Origin of the sequence: Ancylobacter sp. 3268, assembly GCF_031456575.1 — a bacterium.
GTDB lineage: Bacteria > Pseudomonadota > Alphaproteobacteria > Rhizobiales > Xanthobacteraceae > Ancylobacter.
The window spans coordinates 38,685-60,092 of record NZ_JAVDUX010000024.1 but is presented as its reverse complement, the minus strand read 5'-3'; the positions used below and the strand labels follow the sequence as shown (position 1 = coordinate 60,092).

The window sequence follows — 21,408 nt, the reverse complement described above, 5'->3', positions numbered from 1 at the left end:
GGCTGCCCGGCGGGCCACGCCGGGAACGGCACGGTGTCGTTCCGCTCGGATGATTTCGAAGCCCTGCGCGCAGCGGCTGAGGCAGGCTTGGGTGTGGCATTCCTGTCGAGCTGGGTCGCCGGCCCGGATGTCAGGGCGGGAAGGCTGGTCCGACTGCGGCTCGGCGACGAGGCTTGGAACGCGGCGCCCGGCGGCATCTTCCTTCTGCGCGCCCTCGCCCAGCCGAGCGCGAAGGTGCGCGCCTTCACCGAGGCATTGCGTGCGTCTATCGGAAGTCCGCCGAGTTGGGAGCCGTGATCGAATAGCACTTGAATGGGCGTGGCGCGCCAGCAGCAGACGTTGCTCGGTGCGCGTCTGAACGCCCGGTATGGGGCCGGTGGCAGACTGGCCGGTTTTGGCTGCCGCTGTCCAGATAAGCGCCGTTCTACAGCCGACCTCATTTCGGTCATTCCAGCGATACTTGGGAAAGCCCAAATGCTGCCGAGCAATAGACATCTCGGGCAATCATGGAGAGCGCTAGTCCCATCTCGAAGTGTCACCCCTAGGAAGTGCCTGCTCCTGCTGCATCCATCTCGGGATATGTCCCGACCCTAGGCTTCGTAGACCGCTGTCGAAGGAGCCCTACTCCGACGGGCAGTCGCACGAGCAACAGTCGTACCGAAGAACATGAACGATCCCGCTGAGGATGATGCGGTCCTCGGCCATGACATGCCGGGACGAAACACCTAGTCGCCGGCGGACGACGACGGCGTCACCTCACTTCGGGGCGGCTTCGAGGGCGCGCCAGATCCTTCGTGCATTATAGGTGATGTGAGACGCCGACTCCGAAACCTCGGCGCGTTCCTGCTCGGTCGAGCGGCGCCTGATCGCCTCGGCATGAAGGAGAATGGCGGTCAGCGCATTCACGATATCGGTGGGCCGGGCCATTTTCGACGTCCTCGAATTTATGAGATTGGAATCCGGCCACTCTGGCGGCGTCGACTCAATACACGCGCTCGGCGGGCGGTATTGCTGCGATGTCATTGGACAAAGGTTTGAGGTGCACGGGCCGGTAGTCGATACGGCTCTGGTCGTGGGCATCGAGCCAACAATAAGTGTGCTTCAGCCAGTGTTGATCATCCCGTTTCGGGAAGTCCTCGCGTGCGTGCGAGCCTCGGCTCTCTGTGCGTCCGATGGCTGAACGAAGGCTCACCAGTGCCTGGCTCATCATGTTGTCGAGTTCCAGCGCCTCGACAAGTTCACTGTTGAAGATCATAGAGCGATCCGCGAGGCGAAGGTCGCCACGAAGCCGGGCGGCGACCTCGTCAAGCTGGCCAGAGCCTCCATCGAGGAGCGATCCGTCCCGAAACACCGCGCAGTGACGCTGCATCACCAGTTGCATGGCGAGACGCAAGCCGCCGACGTCGCTGTTGCCGTTGGCCCAGCGGAGGCGGTCGAAACGCGACAGTGCCCGCTCTGTCGCCTCCCGCGGCATGGGGGCGTGCTTTTCGCCGGGACGGACGCATGCCGCGGCCCGGATCGCCGCCGCCCGGCCGAATACGATGATGTCGAGCAGCGAGTTCGAGCCGAGGCGGTTCGCGCCGTGAACTGACACGCAGGCGTTTTCGCCGATGGCCATGAGGCCGGGCACAACCATCTCGGGGTTCGCGCGGCGGCTCGTCACCACCTCGCCATGAAGATTGGTCGGCACACCACCCATGTTGTAGTGCACGGTCGGCAGCACCGGGATTGGCTCGCGCGTGACGTCGACCCCGGCGAACACCCGCGCCGTCTCGCTGATGCCCGGCAGGCGGCTATGCAGCAGGTCGGCGCTGAGGTGTTCGAGGTGGAGGAGGATGTGATCCTTTCGCGGTCCGCAGCCGCGGCCCTCGTTGATCTCGATGGTCATCGCGCGGCAGACCACATCGCGTCCGGCCAGGTCCCGGGCGCTGGGCGCGTACCGCTCCATGAACCGCTCGCCCTCCGCATTGGTCAGGTAGCCGCCTTCCCCGCGCGCTCCCTCGGTGACGAGGCAGCCCGACCCGTAGATGCCGGTGGGATGGAACTGAGTGAATTCCATGTCCTGCAGCGGCAGGCCGGCGCGCAGCGCCATGGCGTTGCCGTCGCCCGTGCAGCTGTGGGCGGCGGTGCAGGAGAAGTAGACGCGACCATAGCCGCCGGTGGCGAGAATGGTCCGGTGGGCGTGGAACCGGTGCAGCGTTCCCGCCTCGAGGTTCCAGGCGATCAGGCCGAGGCAGGCGCCCGCCGCGTCCATCAGCAGGTCGAGGGCCAAATATTCGATGAAGAATGCGGTGCGGTGTTCGAGGCAGCGCTGGTAGAGCGTGTGCAGGATGGCGTGGCCGGTGCGGTCCGCGGCCGCGCAGGTGCGCTGGACCATCGCCTTCCCGTAGCCGAGCGTCTGGCCGCCGAACGGGCGCTGGTAGATGCGCCCGTCCGCGGTCCGCGAGAAGGGCACGCCGTAATGCTCGAGTTCGAGCACGGCCGACACCGCCTCGCGGCACATGTATTCGATGGCGTCCTGATCGCCGAGCCAGTCCGACCCCTTGACGGTATCGTACATGTGGAACCGCCAGTCGTCGCCGTCGCCCATATTGTCGAGCGCGGCGGCCATTCCACCCTGCGCGGCCACGGTGTAGCTGCGCGTCGGGAACAGCTTGGTGACGCAGGCGGTCTTGAGGCCCGACGTCGCCATGCCCAGCGCGGCACGCAGGCCTGCCCCGCCGGCGCCGACGATCACCACGTCATAGAAATGATCCATGATTTGGTAGGAGCCCATCGGACGCACCCCGGTCACTGGCCGGCGCTCTGGCCGCCGTCGACATGCAGGATCTCGCCCGTGACGAAGGGGGCGTTCTCAAGATAGAGCACCGCGCCGACAACATCGGCGATGTCGCCCATGTGGCCGAGCGGATGCATCCCATCGAGCGCCGCGTGGGTCTCGCTGGGGTGCATGGGCGTGCGAATGATGCCGGGCGACACGGCGTTCACCCGTATGCCCTGCTTCGCGTATTCGATGGCTAGCGAGCGCGTCGCCGCGTTCAGCCCGCCCTTGGTCAGCGCCGCCAGCACCGCCGGCACGCTCGAATTCCCGCGTTCGGCCAGTGTCGTGGTGATCTGGACCACATGGCCGGTCCGGCGCTTTTTCATCTCGGCGATGGCGAACTGGGTGATGTGGAAGAAGCCCGCCGTATTGACTGCGAGGACGGCGGCATAGTCGGCTTCGGTGTACTGCGTGAAGGGCTTGGCGATGAAGATGCCGGCATTGTTGACAAGCGTATCGATGCGCCCGAACCGGGTCATTCCGGCCGCTATAGTCCGCTGCGCGGTGTCGCGCTCGGCGATGTCGCCGGCGACCGTCAGGATGTCGGGATCGTCGGTGGGCCCGAGGGTGCGGGCCGTCGCGACGACCCGGTAACCGATCTCGCGATAGGCGCGGACCAGGGCGGCACCCATGCCGCGGGAGGCGCCCGTAATGACGGCGACTTTGCTGTCCATAGCGCGTTCCTCACTCACCGATCCGGCCGACATAGTGGCCGAGCCGCGTCTCGACATCGCCGGGTTTGTGGAAGCCGAGGTCCATCAGCTTGCGGATGCGCTTCTGCGCCGCCGGCCGGTTGAGGGAGGCGAGGAAGGCATCCCATTCCGGTGTAATCTCGGAATCCGCTGGCAGGCTGGCGATGTTCACCAGTTTCTTGGTCTCCACCAGCGCCTGGCGATCGAAGGTGGCGATGCGGGTCGCCAGAGCGTCGACGAAGCCGTCGAGTCCCGCGTCGGCAAACGATCGGTTGACATAGCCATAGCGCTCAGCGAGTTCGCCCCCGATATCGTCGGCGCCGAGCAGCACCTCGAGCGCGCGTCCGCGCCCGATGAGGCGCGGCAGCCGGGCCATCGGGCCGCCGCCCGGCACCAGGCCGGCGCCGACCTCCCACTGCGACAGCACCGCCTTTTCACGGCTGGCAAAGCGCATGTCGCTGGCGAGGGCGAGTTCGCTGCCAACACCTGTCGCCCGTCCGCGGATCTTGGCGATCGAGACCACAGGGGCACGGCTAATTCGCACCAGCAGGTCCGGCAGCTGCGGCAGCCCCGTCGGCCCGGGTGGCAGATCCAGCGTGTCCTTGGGATCGGCGAGAAAATCATAGTGGGTGATGAAGAAGCCATCGACGGCACTGTCGAAGACAACCACCTTAACTTGCGGGTCGGTCTCCAGGGCTTCCACCAGCGACCTCAGCGCCGGGAGGTGTTTGGGCCCGAATATATTGAGCGGCGGATTGTCGAATATGACCCGCCAGTACGCTGGGGAAGAGCGGTCGATCCTGATGAATTGATCCGGCATTTTCTGCCTCCATGCCCGGTGAGTTCGGTGAGCGAACCAATTGGCAGAGGTGGCGTCCGGTCTCTATTGCCCCAACGTATCGGCGATACCATCGTATCGGGTGTGCGCCGCCTGCGCCGTCCTCTCGGTGCCGGCGGAGCCTGACCGCACCTCGCGACGCATCCCAGCCCGCGCGTGATCGCGGCTGGCGCGGCCGCCGTTTCCCTGAAAAGCCATTGCCGGTCGGCGTGATCTACTTCCCGCCCACCAGGTCGGCGCAAGGATTGCCGGAGATCATCGACGGTCGTGGGCGACGTCGCGCGCGATGCCGGACCGATATCAAAGTATCGGCGATACCATCGTGCAATCGCCACGGCGGACCCAGCCACCGAATATTGCGGTCGAAACCTGCTCGATCAGCCACCGTCCTGACTGCTGAGGAGAACCGCCATGTTCAAGACGCCCTCTCACCTCACCCGGCGCGATGTCCTGATCGCCGCCGCCGCTGCTGGAGCCGCCACCATGACGCCCTCGCCGCTCTCTGCCGATGCCGGCACCATCAAGCCGTTCCGAGTGCATGTCCCGGAGGCAGCGATTGCCGATCTGCGCCGTCGGATCGCCGCCACGCGGTGGCCGACGCCGGAACTGGTCGGCGACGCGACGCAGGGCGTGCAGCTCGCCACCATGAAGAAGCTGGCGGGCTACTGGGAAAGCGAGCACGACTGGCGCAAGATCGAGGCGCGGCTGAACGCCCTGCCGATGTTCGTCACCGAGATCGACGGGCTCGACATTCACTTCATCCATGTTCGCTCGAAGCATCCCGGCGCGCTACCGGTGATCATCACCCATGGCTGGCCGGGTTCAGTGATCGAGCAGCTCAAGGTGGTCGGCCCGTTGACCGATCCGCTCGCCCATGGCGGCACCGCCGAGGATGCGTTCGACGTTGTCATCCCCTCGCTGCCCGGCCACGGCTTCTCCGGCAAGCCGACCGTCACGGGGTGGGATCCGCAGCGGATCGCCCGGGCCTGGACGGTACTGATGAAACGCCTCGGCTACACACGGTTCGTCGCGCAGGGCGGCGACTGGGGCGACGCGGTGTCCGAACAGATGGCCGTCCAGGCGCCGCCGGAGCTACTCGCCATCCACACCAACATGCCGGCGACAGTGCCGGCCGATATCGCCGCGCTGCTGGCGAGCGGCGCGCCTGCCCCGGCCGGCCTGTCGCCCGACGAAGCGAACGCTTACGCCCAGCTCGATTTCTTCTACAAGCACGGCCTCGGCTATGCGCAGGAGATGGCGAACCGCCCGCAGACGCTCTACGCGCTCGAGGATTCGCCGATCGGCCTCGCCGCCTGGATGCTCGACCACGATGCGCGCAGCTACGAGCTCATCGCCCGCGTGTTCGACGGGGCGTCCGAAGGGCTGAGCCGCGACGACATCCTCGACAACATCTCGCTTTATTGGTTCACAGGCACGGCGATCTCCTCCGCCCGGCTATACTGGGAGAACAAGCTCGCCTTCTTCGCCCCGAAGAACATCGCCATACCGGTGGCCGTCAGCGTATTTCCCGACGAGATCTACGCGGCACCGCGCAGCTGGGCAGAAAAGGCGTTCCCGAAGCTCATCCACTTCAACCGGCTGCCCAGGGGCGGCCACTTCGCCGCCTGGGAGCAGCCGGCCGCCTTCACCACCGAGCTGCGCGCGGCCTTCCGGCCGCTCCGCTCATGAGCCGCGACGCATCGACAACCGACTGAACGCGCCCTCCTTCCGTTCGCTTCCGCCAAGGGAGACGTCGCTATGAATTCCCAGAGCAAGCTTCTCTACACCGCCAGGGTCCGCACCACCGGCGGACGCGAGGGCGGCACCTCGCGCAGTTCCGACGGCAATCTTGATCTGCGCATCTCGCCGCCCGGCGGCCACGGCACCGGAACCAACCCGGAGCAGCTCTTCGCCGCGGGCTGGTCGACCTGCTTCGAGAGCGCGATCGGCATCGCCGCGCGCAAGGCCAAGGTCGCGCTGCCGCCCGGCCTCTTCATCGACGCGGAGGTCGACCTCAGCCTGGTCGACGGGTTCTATACGCTGAGCGCCCGGCTCGACGTCCACCTGCCGGGCGTGCCGCGGGACGTCGCGCAAGCGCTGGTCGACGAGGCCCACACCCTTTGCCCCTATTCGCGCGCCACGCACGGCAACATCCGTGTCGCGACGACGGTGACGGTCTGACGCTCATGGACGGGCGTCGGGGAGGACAGGCGATGAGAACTTCACCCGGTTGCGACACCCCGGACACCGGGCGTCGACGCTTCATCGGCCGGACGGTGGCGATGGCGGCCGTCGCGGAACTCGGCATGTCGCCGGTCGCGCGGGCGCAGGCCCCCACGGCCGGGTTCGATCAGGTTCGGCAGATCCGGGCCGGTTCGCTGAGCATAGGCTATGTCGATGCCGGCCCAAAGGATGGGCCCCCCGTCATCCTGCTGCATGGTTGGCCCTACGACATCCACAGCTATGCCGAGGTCACCGAGATACTGGCGGCGCGCGGCTTCCGGGTGGTTGTGCCGTTCCTGCGCGGCTACGGTTCGACGCGCTTTCTGGACGACGCTGCCCCCCGCAACGGCCAGCAGACAGTGCTGGCGCTTGACGTGCTGGCGCTGATGGATGCGCTGGCGATCCCGAGCGCCATCATCGGCGGCTATGACTGGGGCGCGCGGACCGCCGACATCGTGGCCGCGCTCTATCCGGCGCGCTGCGCGGCCCTCGTCTCCGTCAGCGGCTACCTGATCGGCAGCCCGGCGGCGAACCGGCGCCCGCTGCCGCCGGCGGCGGAACTCGCGTGGTGGTACCAGTTCTACTTCGCCACCGAACGCGGCCGGACCGGCTACGCGGCCAACACGAGCGACTTCGCGCGGCTGATCTGGCGCACCGCGTCGCCGCGGTGGAATTTCGACGAGGCGACCTTCGCCCGCTCGGCGGCGGCGTTCGATAATCCGGACCATGTCGCCATCGTCATCCACAACTACCGCTGGCGCCTCGGGCTGGCCGAGGGCGAGCCGCAGTACGACGCCATCGAGCAGGCGCTCGCCGCCGGCCCGGTGATCGCGGTGCCGACCATCACAATGGAAGGCGACGCCAACGGCGCCCCGCATCCGCGCCCGGAAGATTACGCCGCCAAGTTCACCGGCCGCTACGAGCACCGCACGGTCGGCGGTGGCGTGGGCCACAACCTGCCGCAGGAAGCCCCGCAGGCCTTCGCGCAGGCCGTCATCGATCTGAGCCACGGGTGATCGCAATGACGCATTCGACCACCTACCAGACCATCGCTATCGATGGGCTGCCGGTCTTCTACCGGGAGGCCGGCCCGCGCGATGCCCCGGTGCTCGTGCTGCTGCACGGCCTGCCGTCCTCCTCGCGCATGTACGAGCCGCTTCTGCAGCGTCTGACGGATCGCTACCGTCTCATCGCCCCCGATTATCCCGGCTTCGGACACAGCGCGTCGCCGACGCCAGCCGAGTTCGCCTACACCTTCGACCACCTTGCCGAGGTCATGACAGCGTTCACGGCCGCGCTTGGCCTGTCGCGCTACAGCCTCTTCATGCAGGACTATGGCGGCCCGGTCGGGCTGCGCATGGCGATGGCCCATCCCGCACGCGTCGACGCGCTGATCATCCAAAACGCGGTTGCCCACGAGAGCGGTCTCAGCGAGCTGTGGGGGCCACGACGGGCGTTCTGGGCCGACCGCGCGGCGCACGAGGTGGAACTACGCCACAACCTGCTCTCGCTGGAGGCCACACGCCGTCGTCACGTCGGCAGCGACCCGCGGATCGAGCTCTACGATCCCGATCTGTGGACTGATGAGTTCGCGTTCCTTAGCCGGCCGGGCCAGGCGGATATCCAGATCGAGCTGTTCTACGACTATCGCTCGAACGTCGCCGCCTATTCGTCCTGGCAGGATTGGCTGCGCCGCACCCAGCCGCGCCTGCTGGTGATCTGGGGCAAGTACGACCCTTCCTTCGATATCTCCGAGCCCGACTCCTATCAGCACGACGTGCCAGGGGCCGAGGTTCACATTCTAGACGCCGGCCACTTCGCGCTGGATACGGCCCCCGATGAGGTCGCCGAGATCGTACGCGGATTTCTGGGCGACGTCCCCGCCGGCATTCCCGCAGGCCGCTTCACCGCGATGACCTGACCCATTCCACAAGGAATCTAGCCATGAATGATACCGAAATCGTCGATTCCAGCTTCAGCGCCACGATCAACGCGCCCATCGACAAGGTCGATATCCCGGCATGGTGCTTCTCGCTGCCGGAGAAGGAATACCAGGGCTGCTCGCCCGCCCACATCGCCGCGGGATTCACCACCGCACCCGACGGCCGGCGCATGTCGATCAATGTCGAGGTGATCGGCGGGAGCCTCATGGTCCAGCACTATGTCGAGACCCTCGGCCGAAAGGATCATCTGGTGCTCGAATCGGAATCCGACATCTTCACGCCGACGGGCCGGACGACGCTCCATATCCGCTGGGAACTGAGCGTCCGGCCGATCGACGAGCGCAGCTGCGAGTTCACCAATCACGTCCGCTCGACCGCGACCGAAGCGTTCCGCACCTTCCTCGATCGCCAGGGGATTCCATTTGACGTGTTCCGCGCCCAGCGGGCGCCGATGTCGATCGCCCACAACCGGGGCGAAACCCCGCTCTTTGCCGCGAGCATTGAGCGCGCGGCGCTCGCCCGGTGAGATGCTGAGCACCCGTGGAGACAAGACATGATGCCAACGGATTATGAGAGGCGGTCGACGGCGCTTCTGTTCGTCGATCCCTACAACGACTTCCTCTCCGAAGGCGGCAAGATATGGCCACGCGTCAGGGAGGTCGCCGAGGAGGTCGGCCTGATCGACAACCTGCGGCGCATCAACGGCGCCGTTCGCGCGGCGGGCCTCAGGGTGTTCATCGTGCCGCATCGGCGCTGGGAGCCCGGCGACTATGAATGCTGGTGCTACCCCAATCCGACTCAGCGGGCGATCATGAAGCGGCATTCCTTCGCGCGCGGCGAATGGGGCGGCGACTGGCACCCCGATTTCGCGCCGCGACCGGGCGACATCGTCGTCAAGGAGCACTGGGCGCAGAGCGGCTTCGCCAATACCGACCTCGACCAGCAACTGCGCCAGCACGGCATCACCCATGTGATCCTGGTCGGCCTGCTGGCCAACACCTGCATCGAATCGACCGGGCGCTTTGCCATGGAGCTCGGCTTCCATGTGACGCTGGTGCGCGATGCGACGGCGGCCTTCTCGCCGGAAATGATGCATGCCGCCCACGAGCTGAACGGCCCCACTTTCGCGCACGCCATACTGTCGACGCAGCAGTTGATCGAGCGGCTTCCAGCCCCGCCGGCGTGAGGCGGCCCGTCCCCGAACAGATGATCGTGAGGCGCCCGATGACGCAGCAGATCGAGATCGACCGTCCGGCCCGCGGCTACTGGCGGGCGACTTTCCACAACCCGCCGATCAACTTGGTCGATCTCGACACGATTGCCGAGCTCAGAGAGCTGGTCGGGCGCCTGGAGACGGACCCAGGCGTGAACGTCGTGGTTTTCGTCAGCCGCGACACCGATTTCTTCCTAGCCCATTACGACGTGCTCGCCGACAAGGCGCGCACCGCGGCGATGACGCCGGGGCCGACCGGCATGCACCCCTGGCTCGATGTCCTGGTGCGTCTCAGCCGCGCGCCGGCCGTGTCGATCGCCGCTGTCCGCGGGCGCGCCCGCGGCGCCGGCAGCGAGTTCGCGCTCGCCTGCGACATGCGCTTCGCCAGCGCGGAGAAGGCCATCCTCGGCCAGTTCGAAGTCGGCATCGGCGCCGTGCCGGGCGGCAACCCGATGGCGCGGCTGGCGCAACTGATGGGGCGAGGGCGCGCCCTCGAGGCCGTCCTCGCCGCGGACGACTTCCCCGGCCGGCTCGCCGAGCGCTACGGCTATGTCAACCGCGCCCTGCCGGACGGCGAGCTCGACGTGTTCGTTGATGGCCTCGCCCGGCGCATCGCCGGCTTCGACAAGGCGGCGATCACCGAGGCCAAGCGGCTCGTCGACGCGGCGTCGCTGCCCGCCAACGCTGCCTTCCCGCCAGCCCTCGAGCGCTTCTTCGAATCGGTGGCGCGGCCGGAAACCAAAGCCCGCACCCGCGGGCTTCTCGATCACGGCTTGCAGGTCCGTTCCGAGCTGGAGCTGAACCTTGGTCGTCACGTCGCCGCCGGCGGTTGATGCCTGCTGAGCGCTCTCTTCGTCGGACCCGCGACGCCCTCGAACCGGGCGGCGCGGCGCACGTGCCTCCCGCCCGGGACATGGCCTTGGTCAGGCCACCTTCGCCGTGTCGTCGACTGCCCGCGTCGGTAATCTCCAGCCCGGGCGGATGAAGTGGCAGGTGTAGCCATCGGGATAGCGTTCGAGATAGTCCTGATGCTCGGGTTCCGCCTCCCAGAACGGCCCGACGGCGGCGATCTCGGTCACCACCTTGCCCGGCCACAGACCTGACGCGTCGACATCGCGAACCGTCTCCTCGGCGATGCGCTTCTGCTCCGGGTTCGTGTAGTAGATCGCCGAGCGATAGCTCAGCCCCACATCGTTGCCCTGCCGGTTTTTGGTAATCGGATCGTGGATCTGGAAGAAGAACTCGAGCATCTGCCGGTAGCTGGTGCGGGCCGGATCGAAGATGATCTCGATGGCCTCGGCATGGGTACCGTGGTTGCGGTAGGTAGCGTTGGGCACATCGCCGCCGGTGTAGCCGACGCGCGTCGCGATCACGCCGTCCTGACGGCGAATGAGATCCTGCATGCCCCAGAAACAACCGCCGGCGAGAACCGCGCGTTCCGTTGTCATTGCGTCCTCCATGTCGAGCAAAGCGACAGGCGCACGGCGGTAAGATGCCGTGCGCCTGTCAAAAATAGGTCCCGCGGCCGGCATCGCAAGCCTGCCGCGGCCGGTTCAGGCGGCCACCCGGCCGCGCACCATCTGCAGGGCCACCATCGCCACGCGCTCGCCGAGGTGTTCGGCGGTCAACAGGTCCGATTGCGGCGGCGCCACCTCCGGCCCTTCGTCGGCATTCGATTGCGACCCGGCGCCCAGGAAGAATCCCAGCCGGTTGAGGTCGGCTTCGGAGCCGGTCGAGAGGTTGTTGCCGGGCAGTAGGCCGAGATTGACCCAGTGCATGCCGAGTTGGGCGGCCAGAATGGCGAGCTGCATCAAGGTCGACAGCTTGTCGCCCGAGCGCGATGCCGAGTTGGTGAAACCGGCGGCGATCTTGTCCCGCCAGGCCCCGGAGACGAAGACACTCGAAGTTGTGTCCATGAACGCTTTGAACGGCGCGGACGCGCTGCCCATGTAAGTCGGCGCGCCGAAGATGATGGCATCTGCTCCGGACAGATCGTCCAACCGGGCCTGGGCTTCCTCGGATGTCAGATAGAGCACCGAGACCCCCGGAACCTTCTCGACGCCGCGCCGGACAGCCTCGGCCTGGCGCGCGGTATGGCCGTAACCGCTGTGGAACACGATGGCGACGCGGATGTCGGTCTTCACAATGTTGGTGTCCAGCATGGCGGTCACGCTGCGCTCGCGTTGCAGGGACGGTCGTGCATCTGCGACAGCAGCCGCAGCAGGGCTTCGGCGCCGGCGGTCGAGGATGCCGGGTTCTGGCCCGTGATCAGCCGGCCGTCGGTGATGACGAAGCTCTGCCAGTTGGGCGCCTGCGCGTAGAGGCCGCCGAGCCGTTTCAGGTCATCCTCGACCAGGAAGGGCACGATATGGGTCAGCCCTATCTCTTCCTCTTCGCTGTTGGCGAAGCCGGTGACGCGCTTGCCCTGCACGAGAGGGCGGTCGCCGTCGCGCACATGGCGCAGCACGGCCGGCGCATGGCAGACCGCCGCGACGGGCTTGCCGGCGTTCCAGAAGGCCTCGATCAGCCCGGTGGAGATGATGTTGTCGGCGAGGTCCCACATCGGGCCGTGGCCGCCGGGATAGAACACGGCGTCGAACCCCCCGGCGCTTACGCTGTCGAGCGTCACCGTGCCGGCGAGAGCGCTCTGGGCCTGCGCATCCTGCTTGAATCGCGTCATCGCCGGCGTCTGGTTGTCGGGAAGGTCGCTCTTCGGGTCGATCGGCGGCTGGCCTCCCTTGACCGACGCCAGCGTGAGGTCGACCCCGCTGTCGCGGAACACGTAATCGTAATAGGGTGCGGCGAACTCCTCGAGCCAGAACCCGGTCTTGCGCCCCGTATCTCCGAGCCTGTCGTGCGATGTCATCACCATGAGTATCTTCATATCGGCCTCCCGTGCCGAGCGTGGTGGCAAGTAACCGGCATTAGGCCGCGACTATTTCCGGAAATCATCGACACGATGGTATCGGCGAGACTTTGGTATGTGTTGGCGCGCGCTGGCGCGCGGGGCGCAGCGAACCGGTCCAGGACGCCCGGTTCCTAGCCGGATGACGGGCAAACGCCCGCCCGGGCGCAAACCGACACCAAAGTATCCATGGACCCTGCCGGCTGATTGGCCCAACCTGCGCGGGCGCCGGTCAGGCAATGATCGACAATCCGGGTGCGTACGCCGTTCGGCGCGGCTCACCGCCGTGTGCGCAAGTACATCGACGGCCCGTTCATCGGGCGGTCAGGGAGAAGGACTTGCGATGGCCGAGCCTACCAAGATTGCGGTCGTTGACGATGACGAGTCGGTTCGCGAGTCCTTGCCCGATCTGCTGGCCGCGTTCGGTTTCGAGGCCAGTCCCTTTGCCTCGGCCGAGGATTTCCTGGCGTCCGGTGCGATCGGTGATGTCGACTGTCTGATTCTCGATGTGGCGATGCCGGGCATGTCGGGACCCGAACTTCAGCGCGAACTCGGCCGGATGGGGCATGCGACGCCCATCATCTTCATCACCGCGCATTCCGACGAGAAAGTGTGGCCGGCGCTGTTGGGCAGCGGCGCCGTGGCCTGTCTGCTGAAGCCCTTTAGCGAGGACGCGATGCTGGGTGCTGTCTGGCGTGCGCTCAACCGGGAATGAGGGGTTTGCCATGTTTACGCTGACACACAGTGCCAGCCTGGCCTTCGTGCGCAGATTTGGATCCGGGACCATGCAGGATGGAAGGCCGGTAGTTGCCATCGTCGACGACGATGTCTCGATCCGCGAGGCGCTGGAGCCGCTGCTGCGGTTGTCTGGCTGGCGTGTCGAGGCCTTTGCGTGCGCCGGCGCGTTTCTGGAATGGGCCGCGCCAGACGGGCCGGGCTGCGTGCTGCTCGACATGAGCCTGCCCGACTTGAATGGCCTCGATCTGCAGATCCGTATCGCCGATGAGAGGCCGCAGATGCCGATCATTTTCCTCACCGGCTTTGGCGACGTGCCGACTACGGTGCGGGCGATGAAGGCGGGGGCGGTGGAATTCCTCACCAAGCCGTTCGAGGATCACGTCCTGCTCGCCGCCGTGGAGCGCGCCATCGAGCGCAGCCGCGCAATCGTCGCCGAGCGCGCCGGGCTCAGAGAGCTGCGGGCACGCTACGAGCTGCTGAGCCGCCGCGAGCGCGAAGTGATGCATCTGATCGTCGCCGGATTGCTCAACAAGCAGGTGGGGGGCGAGTTGGGCATCAGTGAGATCACGGTGAAGGCGCATCGCGGCCGGCTGATGGAGAAGATGAAGGCGGCATCGTTCGCCGAGCTGGTGAAGATGAGCGAGAAGCTTGGCCTCGGCACGAGCGCGTGAGGGGCGACGAGCCGCGCCGGGCGCCCGCCCGTTTGCGGGGATAGCGGATCACCGGCTCACCCCCGGCGCCGCGTGCGGCGGCGAGAGCCGGGGCGACGTGGCCGTCCCGGCTCTTCCACGACGGTGTGGCGGCCCGCGCCTTACGGGGTGTTGCTGCCCTCCACGGCGAGTTGCTTGCGATAGTCGAGCACGGGCATCCCGCCCCATCCCCAGTCCTGCGTGTCGACTTCCTGGATCACCACCCAGGTCCACGCTGGCGGCTTGCCGAGCACGTCGAGCAGCACCTGGCTCATGCCGCGAAAGATCGCCGACTTCTGCGCCGGGGTAAGCGAGTCCGTGCCGGGCTCGGTACCTTCCCGGGTCAGCTGGACAGTAACAAACGGCATTGAACTTCTCCCATCATGTCATCGCGGGCGCCGGGTGGCGCCGATCCAAGCGACATGGGGAGCCGCCGGGTGAGGCAAATAGTACCATGGTATTGACGCCAACCTTCCGTGATGGGGCCACCCGGTCAGCGCGCCGCGATCCGGCAGCCCCGTGCTTTTCCGAGATGAAACGACGGCACTTTCTGGTATCCGGCGGCAAAGCGGACTAGTATATTTGCCGTCTCTGACTGCGAAAAGTACGAAATCTGGCGCAATTTCGTCGTTGCCTTCGAGCTGACGTAGGGGCCGTCTCGTGGGGGAAGTGCCGTCGATCCATCTGGGCTGCCGAACACTGGGAAGCATGCGGCACGTGTGCGCCTTCTTCCATGGTGAGGAGGAGGCCTACCGGATCCTGTTGCCCTTCGTCGCCGAAGGATTTGCCGCCGGCGAGAGGGCGATCCACATCGTTCCCCCGCACCGCCATCGGGAACACCGCGCCCGCCTACGCGGCCGCGGGATCGACGTCAACGCGGCGCTCGTCAGCGGCCAGCTCGATCTGCGCAGTACCGTCGACACCTACCTGCCCGACGGGCGTTTCGACGGCGAGCGCATGCTCCGCTCGTTCACCGCCATGGCGGAGGAGAAGCAGGGCTATCCTCTCAGCCGCATCGTCTGCGACATGGACTGGGCAAGCGGATCTCGCCCGGCGATGGCCGATCTCATCGCCTTCGAAGCCCGCGTGAACGAGCTGTGGAGCCGGCACGACGACGTGGTGATCTGCGTCTATGACGCCGGCAAGCTCAGCGGCGACATGGTGATCGACATCATGCGCACACATCCGATGGTGCTGATCGGTGACAGCCTGCAGGAGAACCCGTTCTTCGTTCCGCCCGCCCAGTACATCTCCGGCGATGCGGGGCGGCACGGCGCCAGCGGGGGCGCTCCGTGAGTCTTGTGTTGGCCGACCCGAGGGACCGGGAACTCGCCGAGCTGCGCGCCAGTCTCGGCGACCTGATCGGCCTGCTCGGGCTGTCGGCGACATGGGCCGGGCGTGAGCCGGACGAGATCGCCCGACTGCTCGGCGAGGCGCTCCAGGCGATGCTGCGGCTCGACCTGGTGCTGGTGCTGCCAGTCGAGCACGCCGGACGTGGCTTCGTGGCCGTCGGCGTGGGCATCGACCGCCCTACCATCGAAGGCGAGCTGCGGCAGATGCTGGGAGAAGACCATCGCGCCTGGCCGGCACGCGCGCACGGCGCGCTTTCCGGCCGGCCGCTGGCGCTCGCCACCTTCCCCCTCGGCTTCGAGGCGACGTTCGGCTTGCTCCTCGTCGGGAGCGCCCGGCTTGAGTTCCCAACCGAGCCGGAAACCCTCGTGCTGAACGTCGCGCGCAACCAGATGCTGCTGGCGCTTCAGGAGGCCAAGCTGCGCCGCGATGAGAGCCGGAAGGCGAGCGAACTGAGCGCCGCCGCGCTGATCGAGGGCCTGCCGGGGCTGGTGGCCGTTCTCGGCCCGGACGGGCGCGTCGAGCGCGTGAACCGCCCGATCCAGGACTATACCGGCCAAACTCTCGAGGAACTGCGCAACTGGGGCAGCAACGGCACTGTGCATCCCGATGACCTGCCCCATGTCGCGGAGATGTTCGGCCAAGCGATCGCGTCAGGCACGCCCTACCAGATTGAGCAGCGGCTGCGACGCTTCGACGGCGAATACCGCTGGTTCGACAACCGCGGCCATCCGCTGCGTGACAAGACCGGCGCCATCATTGCTTGGCACGTGCTGCTGAACGACATTGATGACTTCAAGCGCGCCGAAGAGGCGCTGCGCGTGCGCGAGGGCGCGCTGCGCCAGCAATCCGAAACCTTTCCGCAGATGCTGTGGAGCGCCACAGCGACCGGCGACATCGACTACTGCAACGAGCGGCTGCTGGAGTATAGCGGCCTCTCGGCCGACGAGGTGATGAACGAGCGGTGGGTGAATCTGCTCCACCCCGACGATCGCGAGCCGACCGCCCGGATCTGGATGCACTGCATCGCCACCGGAGAGCCTTATTCGGTCGAGGTGCGCCATTTCCATGTCGCCGACCAGACTTATCGCTGGATCCTTACCCTGGCGCTCCCTCTGCGCGATGTGGAAGGCCACATCGTCAAATGGTACGGCTCCTGCGTCGACATTCATGATCGCAAGCTGGCCGAGCAGGCGGTGCGGGCCAGCGAGCGCCACCTCGCCCAGATCATCGCGACGATCCCGCAGAACCTGTTCGGGGCGGGCCCGGACGGCATGGTCAACTACCTAAATCCGCAGATGGGGGAATGGTTCGGGCGGGCCGACGACACCATCATGGCCGACGAATGGGTGCATCTGGTGCATCCCGACGATCGCAAGGGCACGGTCGAGGCGTGGATGAGCGCGGTGGCGGCGGGCACGGCCTACCGGCGCCAGGTCCGCTTCATCCACCGCTCGGGAGAGTATCGGTGGTGCGACGTGCGCGCCCGGCCGCTACGCGACAAGGACGGCAGCATTCTCGCCTGGCATGGCGTCGTCGACGACATCCATGATCGCCGGCTCGCCGAGGAGGCGATCAAGGCCAGCGAGCGCAACCTCCAGCTGATCATCGACACCATCCCCGCCCTCGTCTGGTCGGCCAACGCCGACGGTACCGCCGACTTCTTCAGCCAGCATTACCTCGACTATGTCGGCGAGAGCCCGGATGACCTGCGCGACTGGCGATGGACCCGCCTAGTGCATCCCGATGACCTCGGCGCCATCGGGGCCGCCTGGGAGGCGTGCCGTGCGGCCGGCAAGGACGGCGAGGCCGAGGGCCGGTTACGCAGGCATGATGGCACCTATCGCTGGTTTCTTTTCCAGACGAGCAGCCTCACCGACGAGAAAGGTGAGATCGTTAAGTGGTATGGCGTCAATACCGATATCGAAGATCGAAAGCGCGCCGAAGAGGAGCTTGCCGCGCGCGAGCGCAATCTGAGAGAAGCTCTTGATCACCTCAGCCAGGCTCAGCGTCTCAGCCATACCGGAAGCTTCAGGGCGCATGTGAACGCCGATGCGCAGGTCTGGTCCGAGGAGCTTTATCAGATCCTGGAGTACGACCGCGAGGAACCACCCACGCTTCGCGCCTTCATGCAGCGGATCCATCCCGAAGACGTGGCGACCTTCGAAGCGAGCTTCGCGCGCTCGATGGCCCGTCAAGAGGAGCTGGACGAGGTTTTCCGGATCGTCACGCCCGGCGGCACGACGAAATACGTCCATGCCGTGGCGCATTTCCTCGCCGCGGACCCCAGCAACCCGATCGTCATGGGATCGGTTCAGGACATCACCGAAAATAAGCGTGCCGAGGACGAACTGCGCCGGAGCGCCTATTATCTCGCCATCGGCGAGCGGGTCAGCTCGACCGGCTCGTTTGCCTGGGACTCGGAGACCGACACCATCGTCGCCTCCGAACAGCTGCGGAAGCTGCACGAACTCGACGAGGGCGTGGAGTTCACCGGTGCCGACTTCAGGAGCCGGATCCACCCGGACGACATCCCGCTGTTCGAAGCGAAGACCGCCGAACTCGCGAAAGGACGGGATGTCGAGTACGGGCTGCGGTTCTATACGGCCCGGGGCCGTCTGCGGCATGTGCGCGCCTTCGTCCAGGTCATCCGGCAGCCCGGCGGCCGGGAGGAGCGGGTCGGGGCGGTGCAGGATGTGACGGCCCGCCGCGCCGCCGAGGAAGCGCTGGAAAAGGTCCGTAGCGAGCTGGCCCACGTGGCCCGTGCGGCGAGCCTCGGCGAGCTCGCCGCCTCCATCGCCCACGAGGTCAATCAACCCCTCGCCGGCATCATCACCAATGCCAGCACCTGCCAGCGTCTGCTGGCCGCGAACCCGCCCGACATCGAAGGGGCGATCAAGACGGCCCAGCGCACCCTGCGCGACGGCAACCGGGCGTCCGAGGTGACCAAGCGCCTGCGCAGCTTGTTCCGGAAACAGGATTTCGTGCCCGAACCGTTTGATCTCAACGAGGCGGCGCAGGAAGTGATCGCCATCTGCGCGCATGACCTGCAGTGGCGCCGCATATCCTTGACCGTCAGCCTCGATCCCGCGTTGAGGCCGGTGACCGGGGACCGCATCCAGATTCAGCAGGTGATTCTCAACCTCGTGTTGAACGCCGCCGATTCGGTGCAGCTCGGCGCTGGCCCGGCGCGGCAGATTTTCGTCGAGACGGGCGAGGCGAGCCCGGCAAGCGGGCAACTCGAGGTCCGCGATACCGGTCATGGCCTGTCGGCCGAGGCCTATCCGCGCATCTTCGAGGCCTTTTATACGACCAAGCCACAGGGCCTCGGGATCGGACTGTCGGTCAGCAAGTCGATCATCGACCGCCACGAGGGCAAGCTTTGGGCCCGCCCGAATGATGGAGGCGGCGCCGTATTCGCTTTCTCCATCCCCTATGCCGAGGCGTCCGCGCGCAGCGGTGAAGCGCAGTATGGCGGCGGATAGGCGTTCAAAGCGCCAGAATGTTGATTGCCGGCGAGAAGTGACCGTGCATTTCCACTGAGAATTGCCCCTGAGTGGGGGGCTGGGTCAGGTGGTGGTCAACCATTTCCAAGGCGGATTGTGAGCGGGTTGCTTGGCGAGTGAGAGAAGCGGAACGGTTGGGGCGCGCCAGGAGCGGAACTTTAGGTCTAGCCCGGCAGCGGACGTCCATGACTGATCCGCGGAGCTACAATCCCTCCTGCGGGTCGGGCACGTCTCGGCAAACCCTCACCTAGGCTAGGCATCTGCTGTTGAATGCGGTTGAATTTTTCGATCAAGGTTCTTTTTGAGAGGAACGTCGGCTTTTGGGACCTTGAACGATTTGCGGGAATGGCAGGAGTGGCGGCTCAGAGCCGCCGTCCGCACGGGCGTGCCGAGATGGCTTCTGGTCAAGGAAGTATTGCGTATCGCAGGTCATAGATCGGCTGTTGGGCATCGGTCGTCGTCGCGTCAGTCTTGGGAATGACCAGACGCTCACATTCATCCAATCGATACCCCACCTATCGATCTGCGCCGGGCCGCTTGCCCGACAATCTCTACACCTACGCGGAGACGCCGCCGCCCCGCCGCCGGACACGGTCGCCCCCAGCCTCCGCCCCCCTGACCATCACCGACGACTGGCCGGAATACATTCCGGTGACAGAGGCGGAGATTGCTGTCTTCGAGGCGTGGTTCGGGGATATTCTGGAGGAGTTGATCCAAGGGGAATGACCGCCTGACACGAAAGGCTTCGCCATGACCGCTCCGCTGCGTGCCGCTTTGTATCTGCGCGTCTCCACAGCCCGGCAAGCCGAGCACGATGTCTCAATTCCCGATCAGCGCCGGCAAGGCGAGGCGTACTGCCAAGCTCGCGGCTATCAACTGGTCGAAACTTATGTCGAACCGGGCGGCTCGGCGACCAATGATCGTCGGCCCGAATTCCAGCGGATGATCGAAGCTGGCACGCTGAAGCCGGCGCCCTTCGACGTCGTGGTGGTGCACAGCTTCTCGCGCTTCTTCCGCGATCACTTTGAGCTTGAGTTCTATGTCAGGAAGCTCGCCCGCAATGGCGTGCGGCTGGTGTCGATCACCCAGGAGATGGGCGACGACCCGATGCACGTCATGATGCGTCAGATCATGGCGCTGTTCGACGAGTACCAGTCGAAGGAGAACGCCAAGCACGTCCTGCGGGCACAGAAGGAGAATGCCCGGCAAGGCTTCTGGAATGGCGCCCGTCCGCCGATCGGCTATCGCGTCGTTGAAGCCGAGCAACGCGGTGCCAAGGTGAAGAAGAAGCTGGAGATCGATCCGCTTCACGCCGACACGGTGCGGGTCATCTTCGACCTCGCCCTCAACGGCGACGGCCGCTCCGGCCCGATGGGCGTAAAGGCCATCGTCAGCCATCTCAACCGTAACCGGATCTACACCCGTGAGGGCGGACGCTGGGGCATTGGCCAGCTTCACCGGGTACTCACCCGCCGCACCTATGTCGGCGAGCACCAGTTCAACAGCCGCTCCAAGAGCAAGCAGAAGAAGCCGGAGAGCGAGGTGGTGGTGGTCGCTGTGCCGCCGCTGATCGACACCGAGGTCTTCGACGCCGTGCAGGAGCAGCTTCAGGCACGCAACCCCAAGATCGTGCCGCCGCGGGTGGTGAGCGGCCCGACGCTGCTCACCGGCATCTGCTACTGCGCGCAGTGCGGCGGGGCCATGACCATCCGCACCGGTAAGAGCGGGCGCTATCGCTACTATGCCTGCTCGATCAAGGCTCGACAGGGCGAGACCGGCTGTTCCGGCCGCGCCATTCCGATGGAGACGCTCGACACGCTGGTGGCAACCCACATCGAGCAGCGCCTTCTTCAGCCAGAGCGGCTGCAGGAAATCCTCGCTTCCATGCTCACCCATCGCCAGGAGCGTCTTGAACGCCGCCGCGAGCACATTGCCGAACTCAACAAGCGGGGTGGCGAGGCCGACCAGCGGCTACGCCGGCTCTATGAGGCCATCGAATCAGGCGTCGCCGACATCACCGATCCGGCGCTGAAGGAGCGCATCGAAGGCCTGAAGGCGATCCGCGATCAGGCGCAGGCCGATGCTGCCCGCGCGCAAACCTCTCTCGCGACCTCCGGCGAGGGAACTGTCACGCCGGCCATGGTGGCACGTTTCGCCGGCATCGCTCGCAAGCGCATGCGGATCGAAGGCGGCGGCTACCGGCGCGATCATTTGCGCGCCTTGGCTCAACGCGTGGAAGTCGGAGCCAAGGAAGTCCGCATCATCGGATCGAAAGGAGACCTGCTCCGAACGCTGGCTGCCGTCTCAGGAGGGAAAACGGCGACTCTAGGCGTGCCCAGTTTGGGACCGAAATGGCGGAAGGGGTGGGATTCGAACCCACGGTGGGCTTGCGCCCACGGCGGTTTTCAAGACCGCTGCCTTAAACCACTCGGCCACCCTTCCGTCTGACAATATCCGCCAGGCAGTTTCTATCGTCGGCGCTCATTCTCC

At 66.2% G+C, this 21,408-nt stretch carries 21 protein-coding genes, 1 tRNA gene and 1 pseudogene; 14 read left to right on the top strand and 9 right to left on the bottom strand.

The window, feature by feature from the left end:
• Positions 1–297: LysR substrate-binding domain-containing protein (locus tag J2X65_RS24825; protein ID WP_310207478.1), on the top strand; the 297-nt coding region annotated here is incomplete at its 5' end.
• Positions 298–756: 459 nt separating this feature from the next.
• Here the strand turns inward: J2X65_RS24825 and J2X65_RS24820 are convergent.
• Genes J2X65_RS24820 through J2X65_RS24805 form a run of 4 tightly spaced genes read right to left on the bottom strand, consistent with a single transcriptional unit; the run spans position 757 to position 4,333 of the window.
• A complete protein-coding gene (locus J2X65_RS24820) occupies positions 757–927 on the bottom strand; it encodes a hypothetical protein (RefSeq protein ID WP_310207476.1) in 171 nt (56 codons plus the stop codon).
• Positions 928–982: 55 nt separating this feature from the next.
• Positions 983–2,776, bottom strand: a complete 1,794-nt coding sequence (sdhA, locus tag J2X65_RS24815) for a succinate dehydrogenase flavoprotein subunit (protein WP_310207473.1) — start codon at positions 2,774–2,776, stop codon at positions 983–985.
• Positions 2,777–2,790: 14 nt separating this feature from the next.
• Positions 2,791–3,528, bottom strand: a complete 738-nt coding sequence (locus J2X65_RS24810; protein ID WP_310207465.1) for an SDR family oxidoreductase — start codon at positions 3,526–3,528, stop codon at positions 2,791–2,793.
• Positions 3,506–4,333 (bottom strand): enoyl-CoA hydratase/isomerase family protein, encoded by an 828-nt coding sequence (locus J2X65_RS24805; protein WP_310207464.1) that lies wholly within the window; start codon positions 4,331–4,333, stop codon positions 3,506–3,508. Before J2X65_RS24805 ends, J2X65_RS24810 begins: the two co-directional genes overlap by 23 nt.
• Before the next feature lie 429 nt (positions 4,334–4,762).
• On the opposite strand from J2X65_RS24805, the gene J2X65_RS24800 reads away from it, so the two are divergent.
• From J2X65_RS24800 to J2X65_RS24770, 7 genes are all read left to right on the top strand, one after another.
• On the top strand, positions 4,763–6,040 hold the full coding sequence (locus tag J2X65_RS24800; protein WP_310207462.1) for an epoxide hydrolase: 1,278 nt from the start codon (positions 4,763–4,765) through the stop codon (positions 6,038–6,040).
• A 69-nt stretch (positions 6,041–6,109) separates the two neighbouring features.
• A complete protein-coding gene (locus tag J2X65_RS24795; RefSeq protein ID WP_310207459.1) occupies positions 6,110–6,532 on the top strand; it encodes an organic hydroperoxide resistance protein in 423 nt (140 codons plus the stop codon).
• A 32-nt stretch (positions 6,533–6,564) separates the two neighbouring features.
• Positions 6,565–7,590 (top strand): alpha/beta fold hydrolase, encoded by a 1,026-nt coding sequence (locus J2X65_RS24790; protein ID WP_404977794.1) that lies wholly within the window; start codon positions 6,565–6,567, stop codon positions 7,588–7,590.
• Positions 7,591–7,595: 5 nt separating this feature from the next.
• On the top strand, positions 7,596–8,495 hold the full coding sequence (locus J2X65_RS24785; protein ID WP_310207455.1) for an alpha/beta hydrolase: 900 nt from the start codon (positions 7,596–7,598) through the stop codon (positions 8,493–8,495).
• Positions 8,496–8,518: 23 nt separating this feature from the next.
• Positions 8,519–9,043 (top strand): hypothetical protein, encoded by a 525-nt coding sequence (locus tag J2X65_RS24780; protein ID WP_310207452.1) that lies wholly within the window; start codon positions 8,519–8,521, stop codon positions 9,041–9,043.
• Between the two features lie 27 nt (positions 9,044–9,070).
• Positions 9,071–9,703, top strand: coding sequence for an isochorismatase family cysteine hydrolase (locus tag J2X65_RS24775; RefSeq protein WP_310207449.1), 633 nt, complete (start codon positions 9,071–9,073; stop codon positions 9,701–9,703).
• A gap of 38 nt (positions 9,704–9,741) precedes the next feature.
• Entirely contained in the window at positions 9,742–10,563 is an 822-nt protein-coding gene (locus tag J2X65_RS24770) for an enoyl-CoA hydratase/isomerase family protein (RefSeq protein ID WP_310207446.1), read from the top strand.
• A gap of 90 nt (positions 10,564–10,653) precedes the next feature.
• On the opposite strand, the gene msrA is transcribed toward J2X65_RS24770, so the two are convergent.
• From msrA to J2X65_RS24755, 3 genes are all read right to left on the bottom strand, one after another.
• The gene (msrA, locus tag J2X65_RS24765) at positions 10,654–11,178 is read right to left on the bottom strand and encodes a peptide-methionine (S)-S-oxide reductase MsrA (protein ID WP_310207443.1); all 525 of its coding nucleotides are present in this window, start codon (positions 11,176–11,178) and stop codon (positions 10,654–10,656) included.
• A 105-nt stretch (positions 11,179–11,283) separates the two neighbouring features.
• Positions 11,284–11,892, bottom strand: a complete 609-nt coding sequence (locus J2X65_RS24760) for a flavodoxin family protein (RefSeq protein ID WP_310207494.1) — start codon at positions 11,890–11,892, stop codon at positions 11,284–11,286.
• 5 nt (positions 11,893–11,897) lie between these two features.
• A complete protein-coding gene (locus tag J2X65_RS24755) occupies positions 11,898–12,614 on the bottom strand; it encodes a type 1 glutamine amidotransferase domain-containing protein (protein WP_310207440.1) in 717 nt (238 codons plus the stop codon).
• Between the two features lie 364 nt (positions 12,615–12,978).
• On the opposite strand from J2X65_RS24755, the gene J2X65_RS24750 reads away from it, so the two are divergent.
• Positions 12,979–13,350 (top strand): response regulator, encoded by a 372-nt coding sequence (locus J2X65_RS24750; RefSeq protein WP_310207436.1) that lies wholly within the window; start codon positions 12,979–12,981, stop codon positions 13,348–13,350.
• Positions 13,351–13,420: 70 nt separating this feature from the next.
• On the top strand, positions 13,421–14,044 hold the full coding sequence (locus J2X65_RS24745) for a response regulator (protein ID WP_310207491.1): 624 nt from the start codon (positions 13,421–13,423) through the stop codon (positions 14,042–14,044).
• A gap of 140 nt (positions 14,045–14,184) precedes the next feature.
• Here the strand turns inward: J2X65_RS24745 and J2X65_RS24740 are convergent, their stop codons facing one another.
• Complete coding sequence (locus tag J2X65_RS24740) at positions 14,185–14,430, bottom strand: 4-oxalocrotonate tautomerase family protein (protein ID WP_310207431.1); 246 nt, start codon at positions 14,428–14,430, stop codon at positions 14,185–14,187.
• A gap of 340 nt (positions 14,431–14,770) precedes the next feature.
• On the opposite strand from J2X65_RS24740, the gene J2X65_RS24735 reads away from it, so the two are divergent.
• From J2X65_RS24735 to J2X65_RS24720, 4 genes and pseudogenes are all read left to right on the top strand, one after another.
• Entirely contained in the window at positions 14,771–15,358 is a 588-nt protein-coding gene (locus J2X65_RS24735; protein WP_310207428.1) for an MEDS domain-containing protein, read from the top strand.
• An 8-nt stretch (positions 15,359–15,366) separates the two neighbouring features.
• Entirely contained in the window at positions 15,367–18,897 is a 3,531-nt protein-coding gene (locus J2X65_RS24730) for a PAS domain-containing protein (protein WP_310207425.1), read from the top strand.
• A gap of 558 nt (positions 18,898–19,455) precedes the next feature.
• Positions 19,456–19,644 (top strand): hypothetical protein, encoded by a 189-nt coding sequence (locus tag J2X65_RS24725; protein ID WP_310207422.1) that lies wholly within the window; start codon positions 19,456–19,458, stop codon positions 19,642–19,644.
• A 24-nt stretch (positions 19,645–19,668) separates the two neighbouring features.
• A pseudogene (locus J2X65_RS24720) lies at positions 19,669–21,300 on the top strand (recombinase family protein); the annotation flags it as partial.
• Here J2X65_RS24720 and J2X65_RS24715 read toward each other — a convergent pair.
• Positions 21,271–21,360, bottom strand: a tRNA-Ser gene (locus J2X65_RS24715). The pseudogene J2X65_RS24720 and the gene J2X65_RS24715 sit on opposite strands and share 30 nt — an antisense overlap.
• Between the last annotated feature and the right edge of the window lie 48 nt (positions 21,361–21,408).

Bases quoted from the DNA above. Each gene is read 5' to 3' on its own strand.
- J2X65_RS24820 (WP_310207476.1), bottom strand. From the start codon at position 927: ATGGCCCGGCCCACCGATATCGTGAATGCGCTGACCGCCATTCTCCTT.
- sdhA (WP_310207473.1), bottom strand. From the start codon at position 2,776: ATGGGCTCCTACCAAATCATGGATCATTTCTATGACGTGGTGATCGTC.
- J2X65_RS24810 (WP_310207465.1), bottom strand. From the start codon at position 3,528: ATGTCGGCCGGATCGGTGAGTGAGGAACGCGCTATGGACAGCAAAGTC.
- J2X65_RS24805 (WP_310207464.1), bottom strand. From the start codon at position 4,333: ATGCCGGATCAATTCATCAGGATCGACCGCTCTTCCCCAGCGTACTGG.
- J2X65_RS24800 (WP_310207462.1), top strand. From the start codon at position 4,763: ATGTTCAAGACGCCCTCTCACCTCACCCGGCGCGATGTCCTGATCGCC.
- J2X65_RS24795 (WP_310207459.1), top strand. From the start codon at position 6,110: ATGAATTCCCAGAGCAAGCTTCTCTACACCGCCAGGGTCCGCACCACC.
- J2X65_RS24790 (WP_404977794.1), top strand. From the start codon at position 6,565: ATGAGAACTTCACCCGGTTGCGACACCCCGGACACCGGGCGTCGACGC.
- J2X65_RS24785 (WP_310207455.1), top strand. From the start codon at position 7,596: ATGACGCATTCGACCACCTACCAGACCATCGCTATCGATGGGCTGCCG.
- J2X65_RS24780 (WP_310207452.1), top strand. From the start codon at position 8,519: ATGAATGATACCGAAATCGTCGATTCCAGCTTCAGCGCCACGATCAAC.
- J2X65_RS24775 (WP_310207449.1), top strand. From the start codon at position 9,071: ATGATGCCAACGGATTATGAGAGGCGGTCGACGGCGCTTCTGTTCGTC.
- J2X65_RS24770 (WP_310207446.1), top strand. From the start codon at position 9,742: ATGACGCAGCAGATCGAGATCGACCGTCCGGCCCGCGGCTACTGGCGG.
- msrA (WP_310207443.1), bottom strand. From the start codon at position 11,178: ATGACAACGGAACGCGCGGTTCTCGCCGGCGGTTGTTTCTGGGGCATG.
- J2X65_RS24760 (WP_310207494.1), bottom strand. From the start codon at position 11,892: ATGCTGGACACCAACATTGTGAAGACCGACATCCGCGTCGCCATCGTG.
- J2X65_RS24755 (WP_310207440.1), bottom strand. From the start codon at position 12,614: ATGAAGATACTCATGGTGATGACATCGCACGACAGGCTCGGAGATACG.
- J2X65_RS24750 (WP_310207436.1), top strand. From the start codon at position 12,979: ATGGCCGAGCCTACCAAGATTGCGGTCGTTGACGATGACGAGTCGGTT.
- J2X65_RS24745 (WP_310207491.1), top strand. From the start codon at position 13,421: ATGCAGGATGGAAGGCCGGTAGTTGCCATCGTCGACGACGATGTCTCG.
- J2X65_RS24740 (WP_310207431.1), bottom strand. From the start codon at position 14,430: ATGCCGTTTGTTACTGTCCAGCTGACCCGGGAAGGTACCGAGCCCGGC.
- J2X65_RS24735 (WP_310207428.1), top strand. From the start codon at position 14,771: ATGCGGCACGTGTGCGCCTTCTTCCATGGTGAGGAGGAGGCCTACCGG.